Source organism: Streptomyces sp. NPDC059861 (assembly GCF_042731435.1).
Lineage (GTDB): Bacteria > Actinomycetota > Actinomycetes > Streptomycetales > Streptomycetaceae > Streptomyces.
The window spans coordinates 20,308-37,498 of the sequence record NZ_JBHWJQ010000053.1 but is presented as its reverse complement, the minus strand read 5'-3'; the positions used below and the strand labels follow the sequence as shown (position 1 = coordinate 37,498).

13 protein-coding genes and 5 tRNA genes are annotated in these 17,191 nt (G+C 70.4%); 7 read left to right on the top strand and 11 right to left on the bottom strand.

Annotation, left to right across the window (positions count from 1 at the left end; genetic code table 11):
• Positions 1 to 41: 41 nt before the first annotated feature.
• Positions 42 to 302: a DUF3073 domain-containing protein gene (locus tag ACFV6X_RS32560; RefSeq protein ID WP_365454823.1), complete on the bottom strand. Its 261-nt coding sequence runs from the start codon at positions 300 to 302 to the stop codon at positions 42 to 44.
• Positions 303 to 605: 303 nt separating this feature from the next.
• Entirely contained in the window at positions 606 to 1,706 is a 1,101-nt protein-coding gene (locus tag ACFV6X_RS32555) for a Leu/Phe/Val dehydrogenase (RefSeq protein WP_385389745.1), read from the bottom strand.
• A gap of 221 nt (positions 1,707 to 1,927) precedes the next feature.
• Between ACFV6X_RS32555 and ACFV6X_RS32550 the strand changes: the two genes are divergently transcribed.
• Together ACFV6X_RS32550 and bldC are read left to right on the top strand one after the other, a co-directional pair.
• Entirely contained in the window at positions 1,928 to 2,779 is an 852-nt protein-coding gene (locus ACFV6X_RS32550; RefSeq protein ID WP_385389743.1) for a hypothetical protein, read from the top strand.
• Between the two features lie 511 nt (positions 2,780 to 3,290).
• Positions 3,291 to 3,497 (top strand): developmental transcriptional regulator BldC, encoded by a 207-nt coding sequence (gene bldC / locus ACFV6X_RS32545; protein WP_003949541.1) that lies wholly within the window; start codon positions 3,291 to 3,293, stop codon positions 3,495 to 3,497.
• A 502-nt stretch (positions 3,498 to 3,999) separates the two neighbouring features.
• Here the strand turns inward: bldC and ACFV6X_RS32540 are convergent.
• The 7 genes from ACFV6X_RS32540 to ACFV6X_RS32510 form a co-directional block, all read right to left on the bottom strand.
• Positions 4,000 to 4,197 carry a DUF6274 family protein gene (locus tag ACFV6X_RS32540; protein WP_385389741.1) on the bottom strand — a complete coding sequence of 66 codons (198 nt, stop codon included), beginning with the start codon at positions 4,195 to 4,197 and terminating at the stop codon, positions 4,000 to 4,002.
• A 181-nt stretch (positions 4,198 to 4,378) separates the two neighbouring features.
• Positions 4,379 to 4,453 (bottom strand) — tRNA-Asp (locus tag ACFV6X_RS32535).
• Between the two features lie 93 nt (positions 4,454 to 4,546).
• Positions 4,547 to 8,485 (bottom strand): ATP-dependent RNA helicase HrpA, encoded by a 3,939-nt coding sequence (gene hrpA, locus ACFV6X_RS32530; protein WP_385389739.1) that lies wholly within the window; start codon positions 8,483 to 8,485, stop codon positions 4,547 to 4,549.
• Positions 8,486 to 8,597: 112 nt separating this feature from the next.
• Positions 8,598 to 8,671 (bottom strand) — tRNA-Phe (locus ACFV6X_RS32525).
• 23 nt (positions 8,672 to 8,694) lie between these two features.
• Positions 8,695 to 8,769: transfer RNA gene (locus tag ACFV6X_RS32520), tRNA-Asp, on the bottom strand.
• A gap of 53 nt (positions 8,770 to 8,822) precedes the next feature.
• A tRNA-Glu gene (locus ACFV6X_RS32515) sits at positions 8,823 to 8,895 on the bottom strand.
• 80 nt (positions 8,896 to 8,975) lie between these two features.
• A complete protein-coding gene (locus ACFV6X_RS32510) occupies positions 8,976 to 10,601 on the bottom strand; it encodes a metallophosphoesterase (protein WP_385389738.1) in 1,626 nt (541 codons plus the stop codon).
• A gap of 106 nt (positions 10,602 to 10,707) precedes the next feature.
• Between ACFV6X_RS32510 and ACFV6X_RS32505 the strand changes: the two genes are divergently transcribed.
• The 4 genes from ACFV6X_RS32505 (at position 10,708) to ACFV6X_RS32490 (ending at position 14,539) form a co-directional block, all read left to right on the top strand.
• A complete protein-coding gene (locus tag ACFV6X_RS32505) occupies positions 10,708 to 11,058 on the top strand; it encodes a metallopeptidase family protein (protein WP_385389736.1) in 351 nt (116 codons plus the stop codon).
• A 76-nt stretch (positions 11,059 to 11,134) separates the two neighbouring features.
• Positions 11,135 to 11,671 (top strand): hypothetical protein, encoded by a 537-nt coding sequence (locus ACFV6X_RS32500; protein ID WP_385389735.1) that lies wholly within the window; start codon positions 11,135 to 11,137, stop codon positions 11,669 to 11,671.
• Positions 11,672 to 11,961: 290 nt separating this feature from the next.
• Complete coding sequence (locus tag ACFV6X_RS32495; protein ID WP_385389733.1) at positions 11,962 to 14,172, top strand: DEAD/DEAH box helicase; 2,211 nt, start codon at positions 11,962 to 11,964, stop codon at positions 14,170 to 14,172.
• A 294-nt stretch (positions 14,173 to 14,466) separates the two neighbouring features.
• Positions 14,467 to 14,539, top strand: a tRNA-Lys gene (locus ACFV6X_RS32490).
• 141 nt (positions 14,540 to 14,680) lie between these two features.
• Here the strand turns inward: ACFV6X_RS32490 and ribA are convergent.
• Together ribA and ACFV6X_RS32480 are read right to left on the bottom strand one after the other, a co-directional pair.
• Positions 14,681 to 15,307, bottom strand: a complete 627-nt coding sequence (gene ribA, locus ACFV6X_RS32485; protein WP_385389731.1) for a GTP cyclohydrolase II — start codon at positions 15,305 to 15,307, stop codon at positions 14,681 to 14,683.
• Positions 15,308 to 15,404: 97 nt separating this feature from the next.
• On the bottom strand, positions 15,405 to 15,917 hold the full coding sequence (locus ACFV6X_RS32480; RefSeq protein ID WP_385389730.1) for a MarR family winged helix-turn-helix transcriptional regulator: 513 nt from the start codon (positions 15,915 to 15,917) through the stop codon (positions 15,405 to 15,407).
• Between the two features lie 118 nt (positions 15,918 to 16,035).
• Here ACFV6X_RS32480 and ACFV6X_RS32475 point away from each other — a divergent pair, with 118 nt between their 5' ends.
• A complete protein-coding gene (locus tag ACFV6X_RS32475; protein ID WP_385389728.1) occupies positions 16,036 to 17,166 on the top strand; it encodes a dihydrofolate reductase family protein in 1,131 nt (376 codons plus the stop codon).
• The last annotated feature ends 25 nt before the right edge of the window (positions 17,167 to 17,191 follow it).

The following is a 17,191-nucleotide window of genomic DNA, read 5'->3' as shown; positions in this document are numbered from 1 at the left end:
GTGACCAGGGGTCACCGACCGGGTGGGTGCTCAGTGCAAGGTCAAGCGCCGCGACGATGTGAGGACTGGCCTTCCTCGTCCTCGTCGTCGTCCTCATAGAGGTCGGCGTACCGTGCGTACAGGTCGTCGTCTTGCTCATCGTCCTCGAAACGGTCACCGTTCGTACTCGTCGTACTCGGTGACGTATTCGCAGTCGATGCGCCCAGCTCCTCGGCCAGGCGTGAGAGATCTGTCCCACCGCTGTTGTACTTCAGCTGGCGGGCGACCTTCGTCTGCTTGGCCTTGGCCCGGCCGCGCCCCATGGCTCGACCCCCTCAACGACGGGGCTCGACGGCCCCAGAGTCTTGACACGCGTTCATGATCCGGCACGGGCTCTCCGTGGAGAGACCGGTCCGTAGGGCTTCCACGGTACCTGAGCCCGCGCCCATACGGTACGTCGCCCGCAGCACGCGCGTGTGCCCACAACCTTTGAGGCGCCCTGTCCTCGCTGGTCAGTGGCGATTTTAACCACTTATCGGCGGACGACCCGCCGGTCGAAGTGAGAGTTCTCTCCAACTGTCCACCGGCAGGTACCGCTCAAACCCTCGGATGAGGCCTGCGGAACGTCACCATCCGCGCGCCGCGCGAGCCTCCGCCATCCGCTGCTCGGCGATCCGGTCGGCCGCGGCGGCCGGCGGAATCCCATCGGCCTTCGCACGTGCGAATATGGCCAGCGTGGTGTCGTAGATCTTCGCCGCCTTCGCCTTGCACCGGTCGAAGTCGAAGCCGTGGAGCTCGTCGGCGACCTGGATGACGCCGCCGGCGTTCACCACGTAGTCGGGCGCGTAGAGGATCCCGCGGTCGGCCAGGTCCTTCTCGACACCCGGATGGGCCAGCTGGTTGTTGGCCGCACCGCACACCACCCGCGCGGTCAGCACCGGCACGGAGTAGTCGTTCAGCGCCCCGCCGAGCGCGCAGGGAGCGTAGATGTCGAGGCCGTCGACGCGGATCAGCGCGTCGGTGTCGGCGACCGCCGTGACGCTCGCGTGCCGCTCGGTGACGCGGCGCACGGCGTCCTCGCGCACGTCCGTGACGTAGACCTCGGCGCCCTCCGCCATCAGGTGCTCCACCAGGTGGTGGCCGACCTTGCCGACGCCTGCGATGCCGACCCGGCGGCCCCGCAGCGACGGGTCGCCCCACAGGTGCTGGGCGGAGGCGCGCATGCCCTGGTAGACGCCGAAGGCGGTGAGGACGGACGAGTCGCCGGCCCCGCCGTTCTCGGGGGAGCGACCGGTGGTCCAGCGGCACTCGCGGGCCACGACGTCCATGTCGGCGACGTACGTACCGACGTCGCAGGCGGTGACGTACCGGCCACCGAGCGAGGCCACGAAGCGCCCGTAGGCGAGCAGCAGCTCCTCGCTCTTGATCCGCTCCGGGTCGCCGATGATCACCGCCTTGCCGCCGCCGTGGTCCAGCCCGGCCATGGCGTTCTTGTACGACATTCCCCGCGCGAGGTTGAGCGCGTCGGCGACGGCCTCGGCCTCGTTCGCGTACGGGTAGAAGCGGGTACCACCGAGGGCGGGGCCGAGGGCGGTCGAATGGAGGGCGATCACGGCCTTCAGGCCGCTCGCGGGGTCCTGGCAGAGCACGACTTGCTCATGTCCGCCCTGGTCCGAGTGGAACAGGGTGTGCAGTACATCAGCAGGTGCGCCGGTTACGTCGGTCACGGTGGTGACTCCTGAGGTAAAAAGCGGCGATCGGACGGGGTCCCGTGCGGGTGGCGGGGCCTGTGAGCACGAGATTAGAGCCTCTCGGCCCCGCCGACCGAGCAGTGCTCAGGATCACCTCCGCACGGAGTACGTCCGTGCGACGATTTGCATAGTTTTCCCGCGCGTTTGTGGGCGGGTTCCGCGGTTTTCCCCGGCAGGCGGCGGGGGAGGGAGCAGGCGTGCCCAAGGTGTCCTCGGTGATCGTCCCCTATGCGGCGTACCTGCGCGTGTACGAGCCGCTGGCGGCCTTCCCGGAGCCTGAGCGCGATCACTGGGCGCGCTACGCCCGCCGCCCGGAGCGCCCCTCGTACCAGGACGAACTCCGCCGCTCCCTTGCCGACTTGCTGCCCACCCCGCCCGTGCCCGTGCCGGTGCACGAGAGCGCGGACGCCTTCGTGCTGGAGGCCGACGGGGTGGTCCACGTCTGCCCCTGGCGGACCCGGCTGCGCGGCTGGCAGGCGCTCGGCGACCTCGCCGAGGAGCTCGCGCCCCCGCTGCTGGACGCCGTGCTGCCGCCGGTCCTGCGCCACCAGGCGACCCAGGACTACGAGCGCTGGCTGGCCGGCAACCCGGACGCCCGCCCCTGGATCCGTACGGCGACCTGGCAGGTGCCGCTGAACTGGTTCGTCCTCGTCTCGGACGAGGAGCGGGAGTACGACAAGGGCTCCGGGGGCACCGACGCGGCCCCGCCCGTGCTGCGCTACCGCACGCCCATGGTCCAGGCCCGCCGCAGGGTGGCCCGGGGCCTGCGCACGCTGCGGAACGCCATGGACGAGGGGCCGCTGATCGACGGCCTGGTGGACGTCGGGCGCTGGCTGGAGGAGTTCCACCCGCGCTCCCTGGTCGAGCTGGACTACGGCGGGCTGGTGCACGCCCTGCCGACCGGTGACCTGGAGGGCGACCACTCGGCGGCCGACGTGGCCGAGGGTATCGAGGCGCTGCGCCTGGGTGACGGGGTCGCGGCGGGCGAGGCGTACGCGCGGCTGGTGGAGCGCTGGCGGTCGGTGCGAGACCTGCGTTCGGCGAACTGACGTACTGTTCTGTGACGTAGCTTACGGGGCGTCAACAAGGGATCTAGGGCCCGTTCTGGGCGTATGTGTCAAGAGTGTGATGCATGCGACAAGCGTGATGGAGCGCACGTACACGGCTCTTGCGTCCCTTGCCCATCCTCATGCCAAAATAGGACAAGGAGTCCGGGGAGGACTCTGTCCGTCCCAGTGTGTTCAACTGTGGGCGGAATCTACGTATTGCGTGCTTTGGGGGGTCTGACGACTCCTGATCGCCCTGTGACTGATCGTCACAGTGGCGTGACTGTCCGCTATGGCATGGTCCATCGGCATCCGTCGCTGATGAACACCTGGGAGGGCAATTCCATCGGTTTGGCCGACGCGGCTGGACAGATGGTGTAGTTGTAGTGCCGAGGACAAGCCGTTCGTCCTATAACCGACTCGACTCGCGTCCGCCATTTCGGGCAACGCGGGTCAAGGTGCAGAATTTAGAGGAAAGAACCGAGAAGGTTCGGTTCTCCCGAGGAGGCCGCTCATGACCGCTCGCACCCCTGATGCCGAGCCGCTGCTGACCCCGGCTGAGGTCGCCACGATGTTCCGCGTCGACCCGAAGACGGTCACGCGGTGGGCGAAGGCCGGCAAGCTCACTTCCATCCGTACGCTCGGCGGGCACCGCCGCTACCGCGAGGCTGAGGTGCGCGCTCTGCTCGCGGGCATCCCGCAGCAGCGCAGCGAGGCCTGAACAACTCAATAACAGGGCAAATCGGCGGATCCCCCAACCTGCCGAGGCGTCCGAAACCACGCTCCAACCGACGCGGGTTCTGCCCCAACAGGGCCCACGCCCAGAGCCTTCGGGCGACTGACAGGGTGCGTCATCGATCGCGCTGGACTCCGCCGGGTCCAGCGCGATCTTTTTTGTGCGCACGATGGCGAGCCTGTGGGTGGGCTTGTCGGAGTCTGGGGAGGGGTGTCGGAGCTGCCGTGAGGAGACCCCGCGAGAGAGTGCAATTGCACATATTAAATTGACCAGTTGTAGGAGATGGGTAAGTACCGCTGTTTCAGAAACTCATGCGGTGACTCCCGTCACATGCCAGCGTGCTTGTTGCCTCTGGCCTATGTGCGGTAGGGGAGTTGGGGCTGTGGGGCTGTGGGGCTGTGGGGCTGTGGGGCTGTGGGGCTGTGGGGCTGTGGGGCTTTGAGGCTTTGAGGCTTTGAGGCTTTGGGGTTGTGGGGCTCTGAGGCACTCATGCGCCGGCGGGACGCTCGTCCTCGACGCACTCCTCGGGGGCGTCCGTCGCGTGCGGGGCGGGATCCATGGCGAGGGCGAGGCGCAGCAACCGATGGCAGACCGGGCAGTGCCGGGTCAGATGCCGGTACGACGACGCGGCCGCGAGGTGCGCCCGAAGCAACGCCCGCGTCTCATGCCTCACCGATGCCGCCATACGCCACCTCCGGGGGCCCAGCGGGCGTGTCGCCCTGGTTTCTGAGTACCGACCGAATGTGACGCCGTCAAGGCGGCGCAGGGGCACACGAAAGAGCCCGGACTCCGAAGAACCCGGGCTCGAGGGTGTGGTCATGAAGGAGGCCCGCGTCCCTTGCCGGGATGCGGGCCTCATCTTGCTGCGGTCCTGACGGGATTTGAACCCGCGGCCTCCACCTTGACAGGGTGGCGAGCACTCCAAACTGCTCCACAGGACCAGGTTTCGCGGCGCGATTCCTTCGTTGCGCTGCGAGAAGAGACTGTACAGGAGCGCGGCCGCCTGGTCGAACTCACTTAACGTGCGAGGCCCGTCACGGCGCCGCCGCGTCGATCGCCTTCACGATCCGCTTGTCCGAGACGGGGTACGCCGTGCCCAGCGCGTGCGCGAAGTAGCTGACGCGCAGCTCCTCGATCATCCAGCGGATGTCCCGGACGGCGGCGGGGACCGGTCGGCCCTGCGGCATCTGCTCCAGGAGCCACGCGTACTCGTCCCGCATCTCCCGGACCTTCTCCATGCGCGTGGTGTCCCGTTGGACGTTCGTCGGCATCTGCTGCAGACGCCGGTCCGCGGCCACCAGGTAGCGCATGAGGTGCGGCAGCCGGCTCAGCCCCGCCGCCGTCACGAAGCCGGGCTTCACAAGGGCGTCCAGCTGCCCCCGCACGTCCTGGAGGTTCGCCAGCAGCGCGGGGCTGCGCACGGCCTTCAGACGGCGCTCACAGGCCTGCCATGCGGCGAGGACCTGCTGCACCTGGCCCACCGTGCGCACGGTCGTGTCGACGATGTCGGCGCGCACCTTGTCGTAGAGCCTGCGGTACGACTCCTCGTCCCACGCCGGACCCCCGAAGTCGGCGATCAGCTTGTCCGCGGCCGCGGTCGCGCAGTCGTCGAACAGGGCCTGGATGGAACCGTGCGGGTTCGCTGACAGGGCGAGCTTCTGGGCATTGGTCAGCTTCTCGGACGCGAACTTCGCGGGATTGACCGGGATGTTGCGCAGGATGAGCCGGCGCGTGCCCTTCCACATGGCCTCGGCCTGCTCCGCCTCCGTGTCGAAGAGGCGTACGGAGACCGTGTTCGTCGTCGGTCCGTCGTCGACGAGCGCCGGGTACGCCTTCACCGGCTGGCCGGCGCGGCGGGTCTCGAAGACGCGGGTGAGGGTGCCGATGGTCCAGTCGGTCAGGCCCTGGCGCTCGACGGACTCGCCGCCGCTGCGCTCCGCGGTGGCCGCGGCGGCCTGCGAGAGGGCCTTGCGGGCCTTCGGCCTGAGCTGGAGCCTCAGCGTCTCCAGATCCTTGTCCTCGGCCAGCTTCCGGCGCCGCTCGTCGACGATCCGGAAGGTGATCCGCAGATGGTCGGGGACCTTGGACCAGTCGAAGTCGTCGGCGGTGAAGGGCACGCCGACCATCCGCTTCAACTCGCGGGCCATGGTGGTGGTGAGCGGCTCCTGGAGGGGGGCGGCGGTGTCCAGGAAGCGCTTCGCGAAGTTCGGCGCGGGCACGTAGTGGCGGCGGATCGGCTTGGGGAGGGAGCGGATGAGCTCCGTGACCACTTCCTCCCGCAGGCCCGGGATCTGCCAGTCGAAGCCCTCGTCGGTGACCTGGTTGAGGACCTGGAGCGGGACGTGGACGGTGACGCCGTCGGCGTCCGCACCCGGCTCGAACTGGTAGGTGACCCTGAACTTGAGCGGGCCCTGGCGCCAGGAGTCCGGGTAGTCCGCCTTGGTGACCGCCTCCGCCGACTCGCGGATGAGCATCTCGCGTTCGAAGTCGAGGAAGTCGGGTTGTTCGTGCCGCTTGTGCTTCCACCAGGAGTCGAAGTGCGCGCCGGAGACGACGTGTTCGGGCACCCGCTGGTCGTAGAAGTCGAACAGGGTCTCGTCGTCGACCACGATGTCGCGGCGCCGGGCGCGGTGCTCCAGCTCCTCGACCTCGCTGAGGAGCCGGCGGTTGTCGGCGAAGAACTTGTGGTGGGTCCGCCAGTCGCCCTCGACCAGCGCGTTCCGGATGAACAGCTCGCGGCTGGCCTCCGCGTCGATCCGGCCGTAGTTCACCTTGCGCTGGGCGATGATCGGCACGCCGTACAGCGTGACCTTCTCGTACGCCATCACGGCCGCCTGGTCCTTCTCCCAGTGCGGTTCGCTGTACGTCCGCTTGATCAGGTGCCCGGCGAGGGGCTCGACCCACTCGGGTTCGATCTTGGCGTTGACGCGGGCCCAGAGGCGGGAGGTCTCGACGAGTTCGGCGGACATCACGAAGCGGGGCTGCTTCTTGAAGAGCGCCGAGCCGGGGAAGATCGCGAACTTGGCGCTGCGCGCGCCCAGGTACTCGTTCTTGTTGCCGTCCTTCACGTCCTTCATCCCGATGTGGGACAGGAGGCCGGCGAGGAGGGAGGTGTGGATGCGGTCGGCGGGGGCGTCGTCCTCGTTGAGGTGGATGCCCATCTGCTTGGCGACCGTGCGCAGCTGGGTGTAGATGTCCTGCCATTCGCGGATGCGCAGGAAGTTGAGGTACTCCTGCTTGCACATGCGGCGGAAGGACGACGAGCCGCGCTCCCGCTGCTGCTCGCGGAGATAGCGCCAGAGGTTGAGGTAGGCGAGGAAGTCGCTGGTCTCGTCCCGGAAGCGGATGTGCTGCTGGTCGGCCTGGGTCTGTTTGTCCGCGGGACGCTCGCGGGGGTCCTGGATGGAGAGCGCGGCGGCTATGACCATGACCTCGCGGACACAGCCGTTCTTGTCGGCCTCCAGGACCATCCGGGCCAGCCGCGGGTCGACCGGGAGCTGGGCGAGCTTGCGGCCGGTGTCCGTGAGCCGCTTGCGGGTGTCCTTCTGCGCCGGGTCCAGCGCGCCCAGCTCCTGGAGCAACTGCACGCCGTCGCGGATGTTGCGGTGGTCCGGCGGATCGATGAAGGGGAACTTCTCGATCTCGCCGAGGCCGGCGGCGGTCATCTGCAGGATGACGCTCGCCAGGTTCGTACGGAGGATCTCCGCGTCCGTGAACTCCGGGCGGGCCTCGAAGTCGTCCTCGCTGTAGAGGCGGATGCAGATGCCGTCGGACGTACGGCCGCAACGGCCCTTGCGCTGGTTGGCGCTGGCCTGGGAGATCGGCTCGATGGGCAGCCGCTGGACCTTGGTGCGGTGGCTGTAGCGCGAGATACGGGCGAAGCCGGGGTCGATGACGTACTTGATGCCCGGGACGGTGAGGGAGGTCTCGGCGACGTTGGTCGCCAGAACGATCCTGCGTCCGGTGTGCTGCTGGAAGACGCGGTGCTGCTCGGCGTGCGAGAGCCGGGCGTACAGCGGGAGGACCTCGGTGAATCTGTACTTCTTCTTCTCCAGCGCGTCCGCCGTGTCGCGGATCTCCCGCTCACCGGAGAGGAAGACGAGGATGTCGCCCTTGCCCTCGCCCATCAGCTCCTCGACGGCGTCCGTGATCGCCGTGATCTGGTCGCGGTCGGCGTCGTCGGAGTCGTCCTCGAGGAGCGGCCGGTAGCGCACCTCGACGGGGTAGGTCCGTCCGCTGACCTCGATGATCGGGGCGTCGCCGAAGTGCCGCGAGAAGCGCTCGGGGTCGATGGTCGCCGAGGTGATGACGACCTTGAGGTCCGGCCGCTTCGGCAGCAGCTGCGCGAGATAGCCCAGCAGGAAGTCGATGTTGAGGGACCGCTCGTGGGCCTCGTCGATGATGATCGTGTCGTAGGCGCGCAGCTCGCGGTCGGTCTGGATCTCGGCGAGCAGGATGCCGTCGGTCATCAGCTTGATGAAGGTGGCGTCCGGGTTCACCTGGTCGGTGAAGCGGACTTTCCAGCCGACGGCCTCGCCGAGCGGCGTGTCGAGCTCCTCGGCGACCCGCTCGGCGACCGTGCGGGCGGCGATACGGCGGGGCTGGGTGTGGCCGATCATGCCGCGGACGCCCCGGCCGAGCTCCACGCAGATCTTGGGGATCTGCGTGGTCTTCCCGGACCCGGTCTCACCGGCGACGATCACGACCTGGTGGTCGCGGATGGCGTCCGCGATCGCGTCCTTCTTCTGGCTGACGGGAAGCTGCGGCGGATAGCTGACCACGGGCGCCTGCGCCCGGCGGTCGGCCATCCGGGCCTCGGCCTTCTCGATCTCCGCCTCGATCTCGGCCAGTACGGTGGCACGGGCCTCCGGCTTGCGGATCTTGCGTGCGCCTTCGAGCCTGCGGCCGAGCCGATGCGCGTCGCGCAGGGAGAGGTCCGTCAGGCGGGGGGCGAGGGCAGGCTGCGTAGACATACGGGTACCAGGATCTCATCCTCGGGAAATCCCTGGCGAATGATTTCGTTCCGGCGCGGGCACGGAGGCACGACGAAGCCCCCGCCGATGATCTCGACGGGGGCTTCTGCGGTGGCTGGGGCCGGGGTCGAACCGGCGACCTATCGCTTTTCAGGCGATCGCTCGTACCAACTGAGCTACCCAGCCAGGAGGTTTCAGGGAAACCTCAGCGGTCCTGACGGGATTTGAACCCGCGGCCTCCACCTTGACAGGGTGGCGAGCACTCCAAACTGCTCCACAGGACCAGGTGTGGATGGTGCGCGAACCAATGTAGCCAAGTGTCGCACACCGAACTGCGTGCCCCCAACGGGATTCGAACCCGTGCTACCGCCTTGAAAGGGCGGCGTCCTAGGCCGCTAGACGATGAGGGCTATCGGCCCGCCTGCGCGCTTCTCAGCGCGTCGGGGACGTGAGAAGCATATGGGATGGCGGGAGGGATCGCCAAAACGGTTTACGGACTTCGCTCGCCGGAGGGAACGGGGGACGGGCTGCGGGACGGCGTGGACCCTGGCCGGCCCGAGGGTGTGGCTCCCGGCTGGTCCGACGGTGTGGACCCTGGCTGGTCCGACGGTGTGGCTCCCGGCTGGTTCTCCTCCACCAGGTGGCGGCTGACCTCCGCCGTGGAGAGGCCGAGTCCGCCCAGGCGGATCGCGTCCCAGGCCTGGAGGCGGTGGGTGTCGCGGTCGAAGTAGAGGATCGACGCCTCGATCGGGTCCGGATGCGCGTCCTCCACCGCGCGCAGTCCGCTGCCGCCGGTCGAGCCCTCGATGCGCAGCCGGGTGCCGTACGGCAGCACCTCCATCTCCTGGTGGTGCACATGGCCCGCCAGGACCAGCGGAACCTCGCCGTCCGTCTGCCGCGCGGCCTGCGGCTCATGGGCGACGGCCACGTCCGCCGGGGTGCCGGCGGCGCTCTGGTCGCGCAGGGCGGTGGCCAGGCGGGCGCCGGCCAGCTCCTGGGAGGCCTCGGCGCCGGGCTTGTCGCTGCGGTCGGGGGTGAACTGGGGGTCGCCGATCCCCGCGAACCGCAGCCCCGCAACCGACACCGCGCGGCCGTCGTCGAGGACGTGCACGTTCTTCAGGTCCTCCAGATAGCGCTGGGTGAGCCGCGAGTCGTGGTTGCCGCGCACCCACACGTACGGGGCGCCCAGGTCCTCGATCGGGTCGAGGAACCCGTTCTCGGCAGAGGTGCCGTGGTCCATCGTGTCCCCCGAGTCGACGATCACGTTCACCTCGTACTGCTCGACCAGCGACGCGATGATCTTCCAGCTCGCCGGATTGAGGTGGATGTCCGAGACGTGCAGGACGCGGATGGTGGTCGGGTCCGGCCGGTACGCGGGGAGCGTGGACGTGGCGTCGTAGAGCTTCGTCACGTTCGTCACCAGGCGCGCCAACTCCTGCTGGTAGACGTCGAACTCGGTGACGATGCTGCGCGCGTCGCCGACCAGGGAGGGGGCGGAGGAGAGCAGGCCCGAGAACCTCGGCTCCAGGACCGACTTGGGATTCCAGGTGGCGTACGCCGTCGCCCCCGAGGCCGCCAGCAGGGTGAGCGCGATACCGCCGGCGGCGAGGGCGCGGCGCGGGCGGCGGTAGACGGCGAGGCCGAGCGCGGTCGCGCCGGCGACGACGGCCACGCAGGAGCGCACGGCCAGGTCGAGGGCGCCGTGGCCGACGTCCCGGGCGACCTCGTCCTGGAGGCCGGAGAGGCGCTCGGGGTGGTCGACCAGGGCCTGGGAGCGCTCCGGGTCGAGCTGGTCGACGTTCACGTCCAGCCGGACCGGGGCGCTGTGGCTGTCCAGGTGCAGGGCGCCCAGCGGGGAGATGTTGATCTTCGTGCCCCCGGTGAGGGACGGGCGCAGGGTCATCGTCGTGTCCATCGGGCCGACCGGGACCCGGACGTTTCCGACGACGAGCAGCCCGAGCCACGCGCCCAGCAGGACGACGGCCATCAGACCCAGGGCTCTGGTCCAGCGGTTCGGAGGTGAGGGGACGAGCGCGGTCTCGGTGGTGGGGCGGGGGCGGCGGCGGATACGGAAACGGCTCATGGTGGTCAGGACTGCGGCTGGGACGCGGGCCATTGGTCCCGTATGCCCATGTGGGCAGCTGGGTATGCGGCGCCGAGCGGGTCGTACCCGCGTGGTGGCGGGGGTCTCGAACCGGGGTGGCGTACCGGACAATGGGCCTGTGCTGGAGATGACGCGCGAGGAGTTCGAGGAACTGGTCGCCGAGGCGCTGGACCGGATCCCGCCGGAGCTGACGCGGCTCATGGACAACGTCGCGGTGTTCGTCGAGGACGAACCGTCCGCCGACGATCCCGACCTGCTCGGGCTGTACGAGGGGACGCCGCTGACAGATCGTGGGGAGTGGTACGCGGGGGTGCTGCCGGACCGGATCACGATCTACCGGGGGCCGACGCTGCGGATGTGCGGGACCCGCGAGGAGGTCGTCGCCGAGACCGAGGTCACGGTCGTGCACGAGATCGCCCACCACTTCGGGATCGACGACGCGCGGCTGCACGCGCTGGGATACGGGTAACGGGGCGCGTGTCCTCTTGTGGGTGGCGGGAGTTGGGCACGTTGACTCCATCACCCCGCCTCGGAGGTGGCTGCCCGTGCGCCCCTTGTACGTACCTGTCCGCCTGGCCGCCGCCGTCGTGGCCGCCGCCGCTGCCGCCGGCTGTATGAGCGTGGGTGACGACGACGGCGACCGGGCCAGGCCCTCGCACTCGGCCGGACCACGGGGCGGCGAGGCGCCCGACGGAGGAACGGCCTGGTCCGGCGGTGGCGTCGCGGGCGGCGGGGCCGCGGGCGGCGCCGATCATGTGCGCGGCAAGGACGGGAAGGGCGGTCGCTCGGCGTCGCCGGGCGGGTCGCCCACCCCCTCCGGTTCGGCGAAGGCGCCGGGGGCGACCGCGTCGGGCTCGGCGCCGGGCAAGCCAGGGCACACCGTCAAGCCGGGCGATCCGCCGCCCCCGCCCGAGCCGACCCCCACCCGCACCACCACGGCTCCGGAACCGCCCCCACCGACGCCGGAGCCGCCCACCACCCCGGAGCCGACGGTCGCGGAGCCGTCCTCGTCGGCGCACGAGGACACGAGCCCGCAACTGGTCCAGCGGGAGCCGGCGCCGGAGGCGGGGTCGCCGGTCTAGGGCTGGCTTTCCCGGCGTGAGGCGCCTCCCGCGGGCCCTCGTAGCCGCGCCGACCAGGCATTTCCGGACCGGTTTGCCTTCTGGGGTGGTGGGTGCGTATGGTGGTAGATCGTTTGATCCCATTTGCCCGGCGCCACCGCAGAGCGCGCCGTGTGGCGCGTACTCTCCCTTACCGTGGCGGACCGCATTGAGGCGGTCGTGTGCGAATCACGGAGTTGACGGGCGCGTGCCGATGAGACTCCGGAAGGTTTCGCAGACGTATGTCCATCGCCAGTACTGATCATGCCGTCATGCCCACGGGCGACGACCAGACCCCCGACGTACCTGAGGTACCCGAGGTACCCGAGATCACCTTCTCCGACCTCGGCCTGCCCGAGGGTGTCGTGCGCAAGCTCGCGCAGAACGGTGTGACCACCCCCTTCCCGATCCAGGCCGCGACCATCCCGGACGCCCTGACCGGCAAGGACATCCTGGGCCGTGGCCGCACCGGCTCCGGCAAGACCCTCTCCTTCGGCCTGCCGACCCTGGCCACGCTGGCCGGCGGCCGCACCGAGAAGAAGCGCCCCCGCGCCGTCATCCTCACCCCCACCCGCGAACTGGCGATGCAGGTCGCCGACGCGCTCCAGCCGTACGGGGACGTCCTCGGGCTGAAGATGAAGGTGGTGTGCGGCGGTACGTCGATGGGGAACCAGATCTACGCCCTGGAGCGGGGCGTCGACGTGCTGGTCGCCACCCCCGGCCGGCTCCGCGACATCATCGGCCGCGGCGCCTGCTCGCTGGAGGACGTGCAGATCACCGTCCTCGACGAGGCCGACCAGATGTCCGACCTGGGCTTCCTGCCCGAGGTGACCGAGCTGCTGGACCAGGTTCCGGCGGGCGGCCAGCGGATGCTGTTCTCCGCGACGATGGAGAACGAGATCCAGACACTCGTCGAGCGCTACCTGAACGAGCCGGTCTCGCACGAGGTCGACGCGGCTCAGGGCGCGGTGACGACCATGTCGCACCACATCCTGATCGTGAAGCCCAAGGACAAGGCCCCGGTCACCGCCGCGATCGCCTCCCGCAAGGGCCGCACCATCATCTTCGTCCGCACCCAGCTGGGTGCGGACCGGGTCGCCGAGCAGCTGCGCGACGCCGGTGCGAAGGCCGAGGCGCTGCACGGCGGCATGACGCAGGGCGCCCGGACCCGGACGCTGGCGGACTTCAAGGACGGGTACGTCAACGTGCTCGTCGCGACGGACGTCGCCGCGCGCGGCATCCACGTCGACGGCATCGACCTCGTGCTGAACGTCGACCCCGCCGGTGACCACAAGGACTACCTGCACCGGGCCGGCCGCACCGCGCGTGCCGGGCGCACCGGCACGGTCGTGTCGCTCTCCCTGCCGCACCAGCGCCGCCAGATCTTCCGCCTGATGGAGGACGCGGGCGTCGACGCCTCGCGCCACATCATCCAGGGCGCCGGAGCGTTCGACCCCGAGGTCGCCGAGATCACCGGCGCCCGGTCGATGACCGAGGTGCAGGCCGAGTCCGCGGGCAACGCCGCGCAGCAGGCCGAGCGCGAGGTCGCCCACCTCACCAAGCAGCTGGAGCGGGCGCAGCGGCGCGCCGCCGAGCTGCGCGACGAGGCCGACCGGCTGGTCGCCCGGGTCGCACGCGAGCGCGGCGAGGACCCGGAGGCCGCGGTCGCCGAGGCGCAGACCGCGGTGGCCGAGGCGGCCGAGCTGCCGGACGTCGTCGAGGTGTCGGTGCCGGAGCAGGTGGTGGCGCGGGACGTCGAGCGCTTCGAGCGGCCCGAGCGTTCCGGGGCCTCCTCCTACGAGCGCCGGGACCGTCGTGACGGTGGCGAGCGTGGTGGCTTCCGCCGCGACGAGCGCCGGGACAACGACCGTGGCGGTCGCTCCTTCGAGCGTCGTGACGGCGACCGTGGTGGCCGTTCGTTCGAGCGTCGCGACGGCGACAGCGGCGGCCGTTCGTTCGAGCGCCGTGACGACCGTGGCGGCCGCTCCTTCGACCGCCGTGACGACCGGGGCGGCTTCCGCCGCGACGACCGGGGCGACCGTGGTGGCCGCAGCGACAGCGGCGACCGTGGTGGCCGTTCCTTCGACCGTCGTGACGGTGGCGAGCGTGGTGGCTTCCGCCGCGACGAGCGCCGGGACAACGACCGTGGCGGTCGCTCCTTCGAGCGTCGCGACGGCGACCGTGGTGGCCGTTCGTTCGAGCGTCGCGACGGCGACAGCGGCGGCCGTTCGTTCGAGCGCCGTGACGGTGGCGACCGTGGTGGCTTCCGCCGCGACGAGCGTCCCGCCCGTTCCTTCGACCGTCGTGACGAGCGCGGCGGCCACCGCGGCAGCGACCGCCCGTTCAACCGCGACCGCCAGGGCGACCGCCCCGGCTTCCGCACCGGCGGTCACGAGCGTCCCTACGGCCGCCGTGACGACCACCGTGGCGGCGGTTCCTTCGGGCGCCGCGAGGACAAGCCGCGCTGGAAGCGCAACGGCTGACCTGCCGTAGCCGGCGAGCCATGAGCGCCGTGGCCCCCACCGATCCGTCGGTGGGGGCCACGGCGCTTTCCGTACATGAACAGTCGGGCAACTGGCCGGCCGAGCTACGGGGGCCTGTTCCAGCCAGTGACCGGCGCGTCCGGGGGACGCGCCGATTCGGTGACGCCTGTGGCTCGCGAACCGGGAGATCCCTAGCGCTTCCGGACCCTTCCGCCCCGCACACGGCCCCGTCTCCCGGATACCCGATCGGCGACGCGGCCTCCTCCGGCTATGCTCGGGGAGGCAACATCGCCTGGGCCCTTAGCTCAATTGGCAGAGCAGTGGACTTTTAATCCATTGGTTGTGGGTTCGAGTCCCACAGGGCCTACAAGAAAGCCCCCAGCTCACAGGACCCGAGCTGGGGGCTGCCGCGTCTTCGAAGTCCGGTCGGACCTCGGCACCCTGATCCGACGTCACCCGCACGCCGCCGTTCGCCCCGTCCGTCCGAGCCCGCCGGTCCCGTCCGCGTTCAGCTCACGCCCAGCTTCGCGAGCGGCAGCGTGTGCTGGGTCTGGAGGACCTTGGCGCGCAGGTAGCGGACGTTGTGGGCGGTGGCGAAGACGCCGGTGGGGACGCGGTCGTGGACGGTGATGCCGAGCGCGCGGAGCTGGTCGGCCTTGTCGGGGTTGTTGGACAGCAGGTCCAGGTCCGTCACGGACAGGGCGCGCAGCATCTGGGCCGCCGCCGTGTAGTCGCGGGCGTCCTCCGGGAGGCCGAGCGCGGTGTTCGCCTCGTACGTGTCGAGGCCCTGGTCCTGAAGGGCGTACGCGTCGAGCTTGTTGTAGAGCCCGATGCCACGTCCCTCCTGGCGGAGGTAGAGCAGCACGCCGCCGCGGGCCGCGATGCTCTCGACGGCCTCGCGCAGCTGAGGGCCGCAGTCACAGCGGGCGGAGCCGAAGAGGTCGCCGGTGAGGCACTCGGAGTGCAGGCGCACCAGGGGGCGGGGCCCGGGCTCGCCGAGGACGAGGGCCACGTGTTCCTGGCCGTCGGCCAGGCCGTGGAAGGTGACCAGGTCGGCGTCGACGCTGTAGCCGTCGTGGAAGCGCAACGGCACCCGGACGCGGGCGCGCGGCGTGGCGGCGGGGAAGTCGGGCATACGGTCTCCGGGGTCATGTGTTCCAGATTTGAAGCAGCCTCTCGAGGGGCGACCCTACCCCGTGCTTTAAAGTTGAAGCAAACAGTCCCGGGCGGTCTCAGGAGCACGGTGACGACCGGCGCCGCCACGGCACATCGCCCGACGTGCCGCCCGCGTCCTCCCCCTGCAGCGCCTGCGCGACCCCCGTGAAGATCTCCTCCAACTGCCCCACCTGCCGCGGGGTCAGATGGTCGAACAGGGTCGCGCGCACCGTCTCGACATGTCCCGGCGCCAGTCGCTCCACCGTGCCCATCCCCTCCTCCGTGAGCGCGGCCACGCTCCCCCGTTTGTCCGAGGGGCACTCCTCGCGCCGTACCAGCCCGTCCTTCTCCAGTCGGCCGACGGCGTACGTCAGCCGACTGCGGGTGATCTTCAGCAGCTCCGCGAGATCGGTCATCCGGAGCCGGCGTTCCGGGGCCTCGGAGAGATTGGCGAGGATGGAGTAGTACATGTGCGGCATGCCGGCCTCCTGCTGGAGCTGCCGGTCGAGCGCGTCCTCCAGGAGAAGGGTGGCCCCCAGGTACGCGCGCCAGGCGCGCTGTTCCTCCGGGGTGAGCCAGCGAGTCGTCATGCCGCCAGTGTAGATTTGCTTAAAACTTGAATCAAATCGCCGGACGGTAAGCCCCAGTCCCTCAGGCCACCCAGCCGGCGAACCGCCGGTCCCCGACCCCCGAGGTGGAGTGCGCCCCATGCCCTACCCCTACGTCCTCCTGTCCGCCGCCGTCTCCCTCGACGGCTACCTGGACGACACCGGCCCCGACCGCCTCCTCCTCTCCAGCCCCGCCGACTTCGACCGGGTCGACGAGGTGCGCGCCTCCGTCGACGCGATCCTCATCGGCGCCGGCACCATCCGCGCCGACAACCCCCGGCTGCTGGTCAACTCCCCGGCACGACGGGCGGCCCGGACGGCGGCGGGAAAGCCGGAGTACCCCCTCAAGGTCACGGTGAGCGGCACGGGCGACCTCGACCCGGCCGCCAACTTCTGGCACACGGGCGGCGAGAAGGTGGTGTACACGACGACGGAGGGTGCCCGGCGCCTCAAGGAGAACCCCGTCGCCGCGGACGTGGTCGCGCTCGGCGACACCCTCGACTGGCGAGCGGTACTGGCGCACCTGCACGACGTACGAGGCGTCCGCCGCCTGATGGTCGAGGGCGGTGGCACCGTCCACACCCAGCTCCTCCTGGAGGGCCTCGCCGACGAGGTCCAGCTGGTCCTCGCCCCCCTCTTCGTCGGCGACCCCGCCGCGCCCCGCCTCTTCGGCCCCGGCGGCTACCAGTCCGGGCGCCTGCGCCTGGTCGAGACCCGGCGTATCGAGGACGTCGTCCTCATGCGCTACGAGCCCACCGCCCCCGGTGCCGGCAGCCTCGCCTCGGCCGCCGACCGCCGCTGGCTGGCCCTGGCCTGCGAGCTGGCGGCGCTGTGCCCGCCGTCAAGGACGGCGTTCAGCGTCGGCGCGGTGGTGGTGGCGCGGGACGGCACCGAACTCGCGAGGGGGCACTCCCGGGAGGGCGGCGACCCGGTCGTCCACGCGGAGGAGGCGGCGCTCGCGAAGATCGACGCGGCCGACCCACGGCTGCCCGGCGCCACCGTCTACACCAGCCTGGAACCCTGCACCCGCCGTGCCTCCCGGCCCAAGCCCTGCGCGCGGCTGATCCTCGACGCCGGGGTGGGGCGCGTGGTGACGGCCTGGCGGGAGCCGGACACGTTCGTGACCGGCGCGGACGGGAGCGGCATGCTGGCGGGGGCCGGAGTGGAGGTGGTGGTGGTTCCGGAGTACGAGGAGGCGGCCAAGGCGCCCAATCGGCACTTGGTGGGGTGAGAGCCCCGCGGGGGACGCCGCGATC

Excerpts from the sequence above, each read along its gene's own strand:
- ACFV6X_RS32560 (WP_365454823.1), bottom strand. The coding sequence starts at position 302 with ATGGGGCGCGGCCGGGCCAAGGCCAAGCAGACGAAGGTCGCCCGCCAG.
- bldC (WP_003949541.1), top strand. The coding sequence starts at position 3,291 with ATGACCGCTCGCACCCCTGATGCCGAGCCGCTGCTGACCCCGGCTGAG.
- ACFV6X_RS32540 (WP_385389741.1), bottom strand. The coding sequence starts at position 4,197 with ATGGCGGCATCGGTGAGGCATGAGACGCGGGCGTTGCTTCGGGCGCAC.
- hrpA (WP_385389739.1), bottom strand. The coding sequence starts at position 8,485 with ATGTCTACGCAGCCTGCCCTCGCCCCCCGCCTGACGGACCTCTCCCTG.
- ACFV6X_RS32510 (WP_385389738.1), bottom strand. The coding sequence starts at position 10,601 with ATGGCCCGCGTCCCAGCCGCAGTCCTGACCACCATGAGCCGTTTCCGT.
- ACFV6X_RS32495 (WP_385389733.1), top strand. The coding sequence starts at position 11,962 with ATGCCCACGGGCGACGACCAGACCCCCGACGTACCTGAGGTACCCGAG.
- ribA (WP_385389731.1), bottom strand. The coding sequence starts at position 15,307 with ATGCCCGACTTCCCCGCCGCCACGCCGCGCGCCCGCGTCCGGGTGCCG.
- ACFV6X_RS32480 (WP_385389730.1), bottom strand. The coding sequence starts at position 15,917 with ATGACGACTCGCTGGCTCACCCCGGAGGAACAGCGCGCCTGGCGCGCG.
- ACFV6X_RS32475 (WP_385389728.1), top strand. The coding sequence starts at position 16,036 with ATGCCCTACCCCTACGTCCTCCTGTCCGCCGCCGTCTCCCTCGACGGC.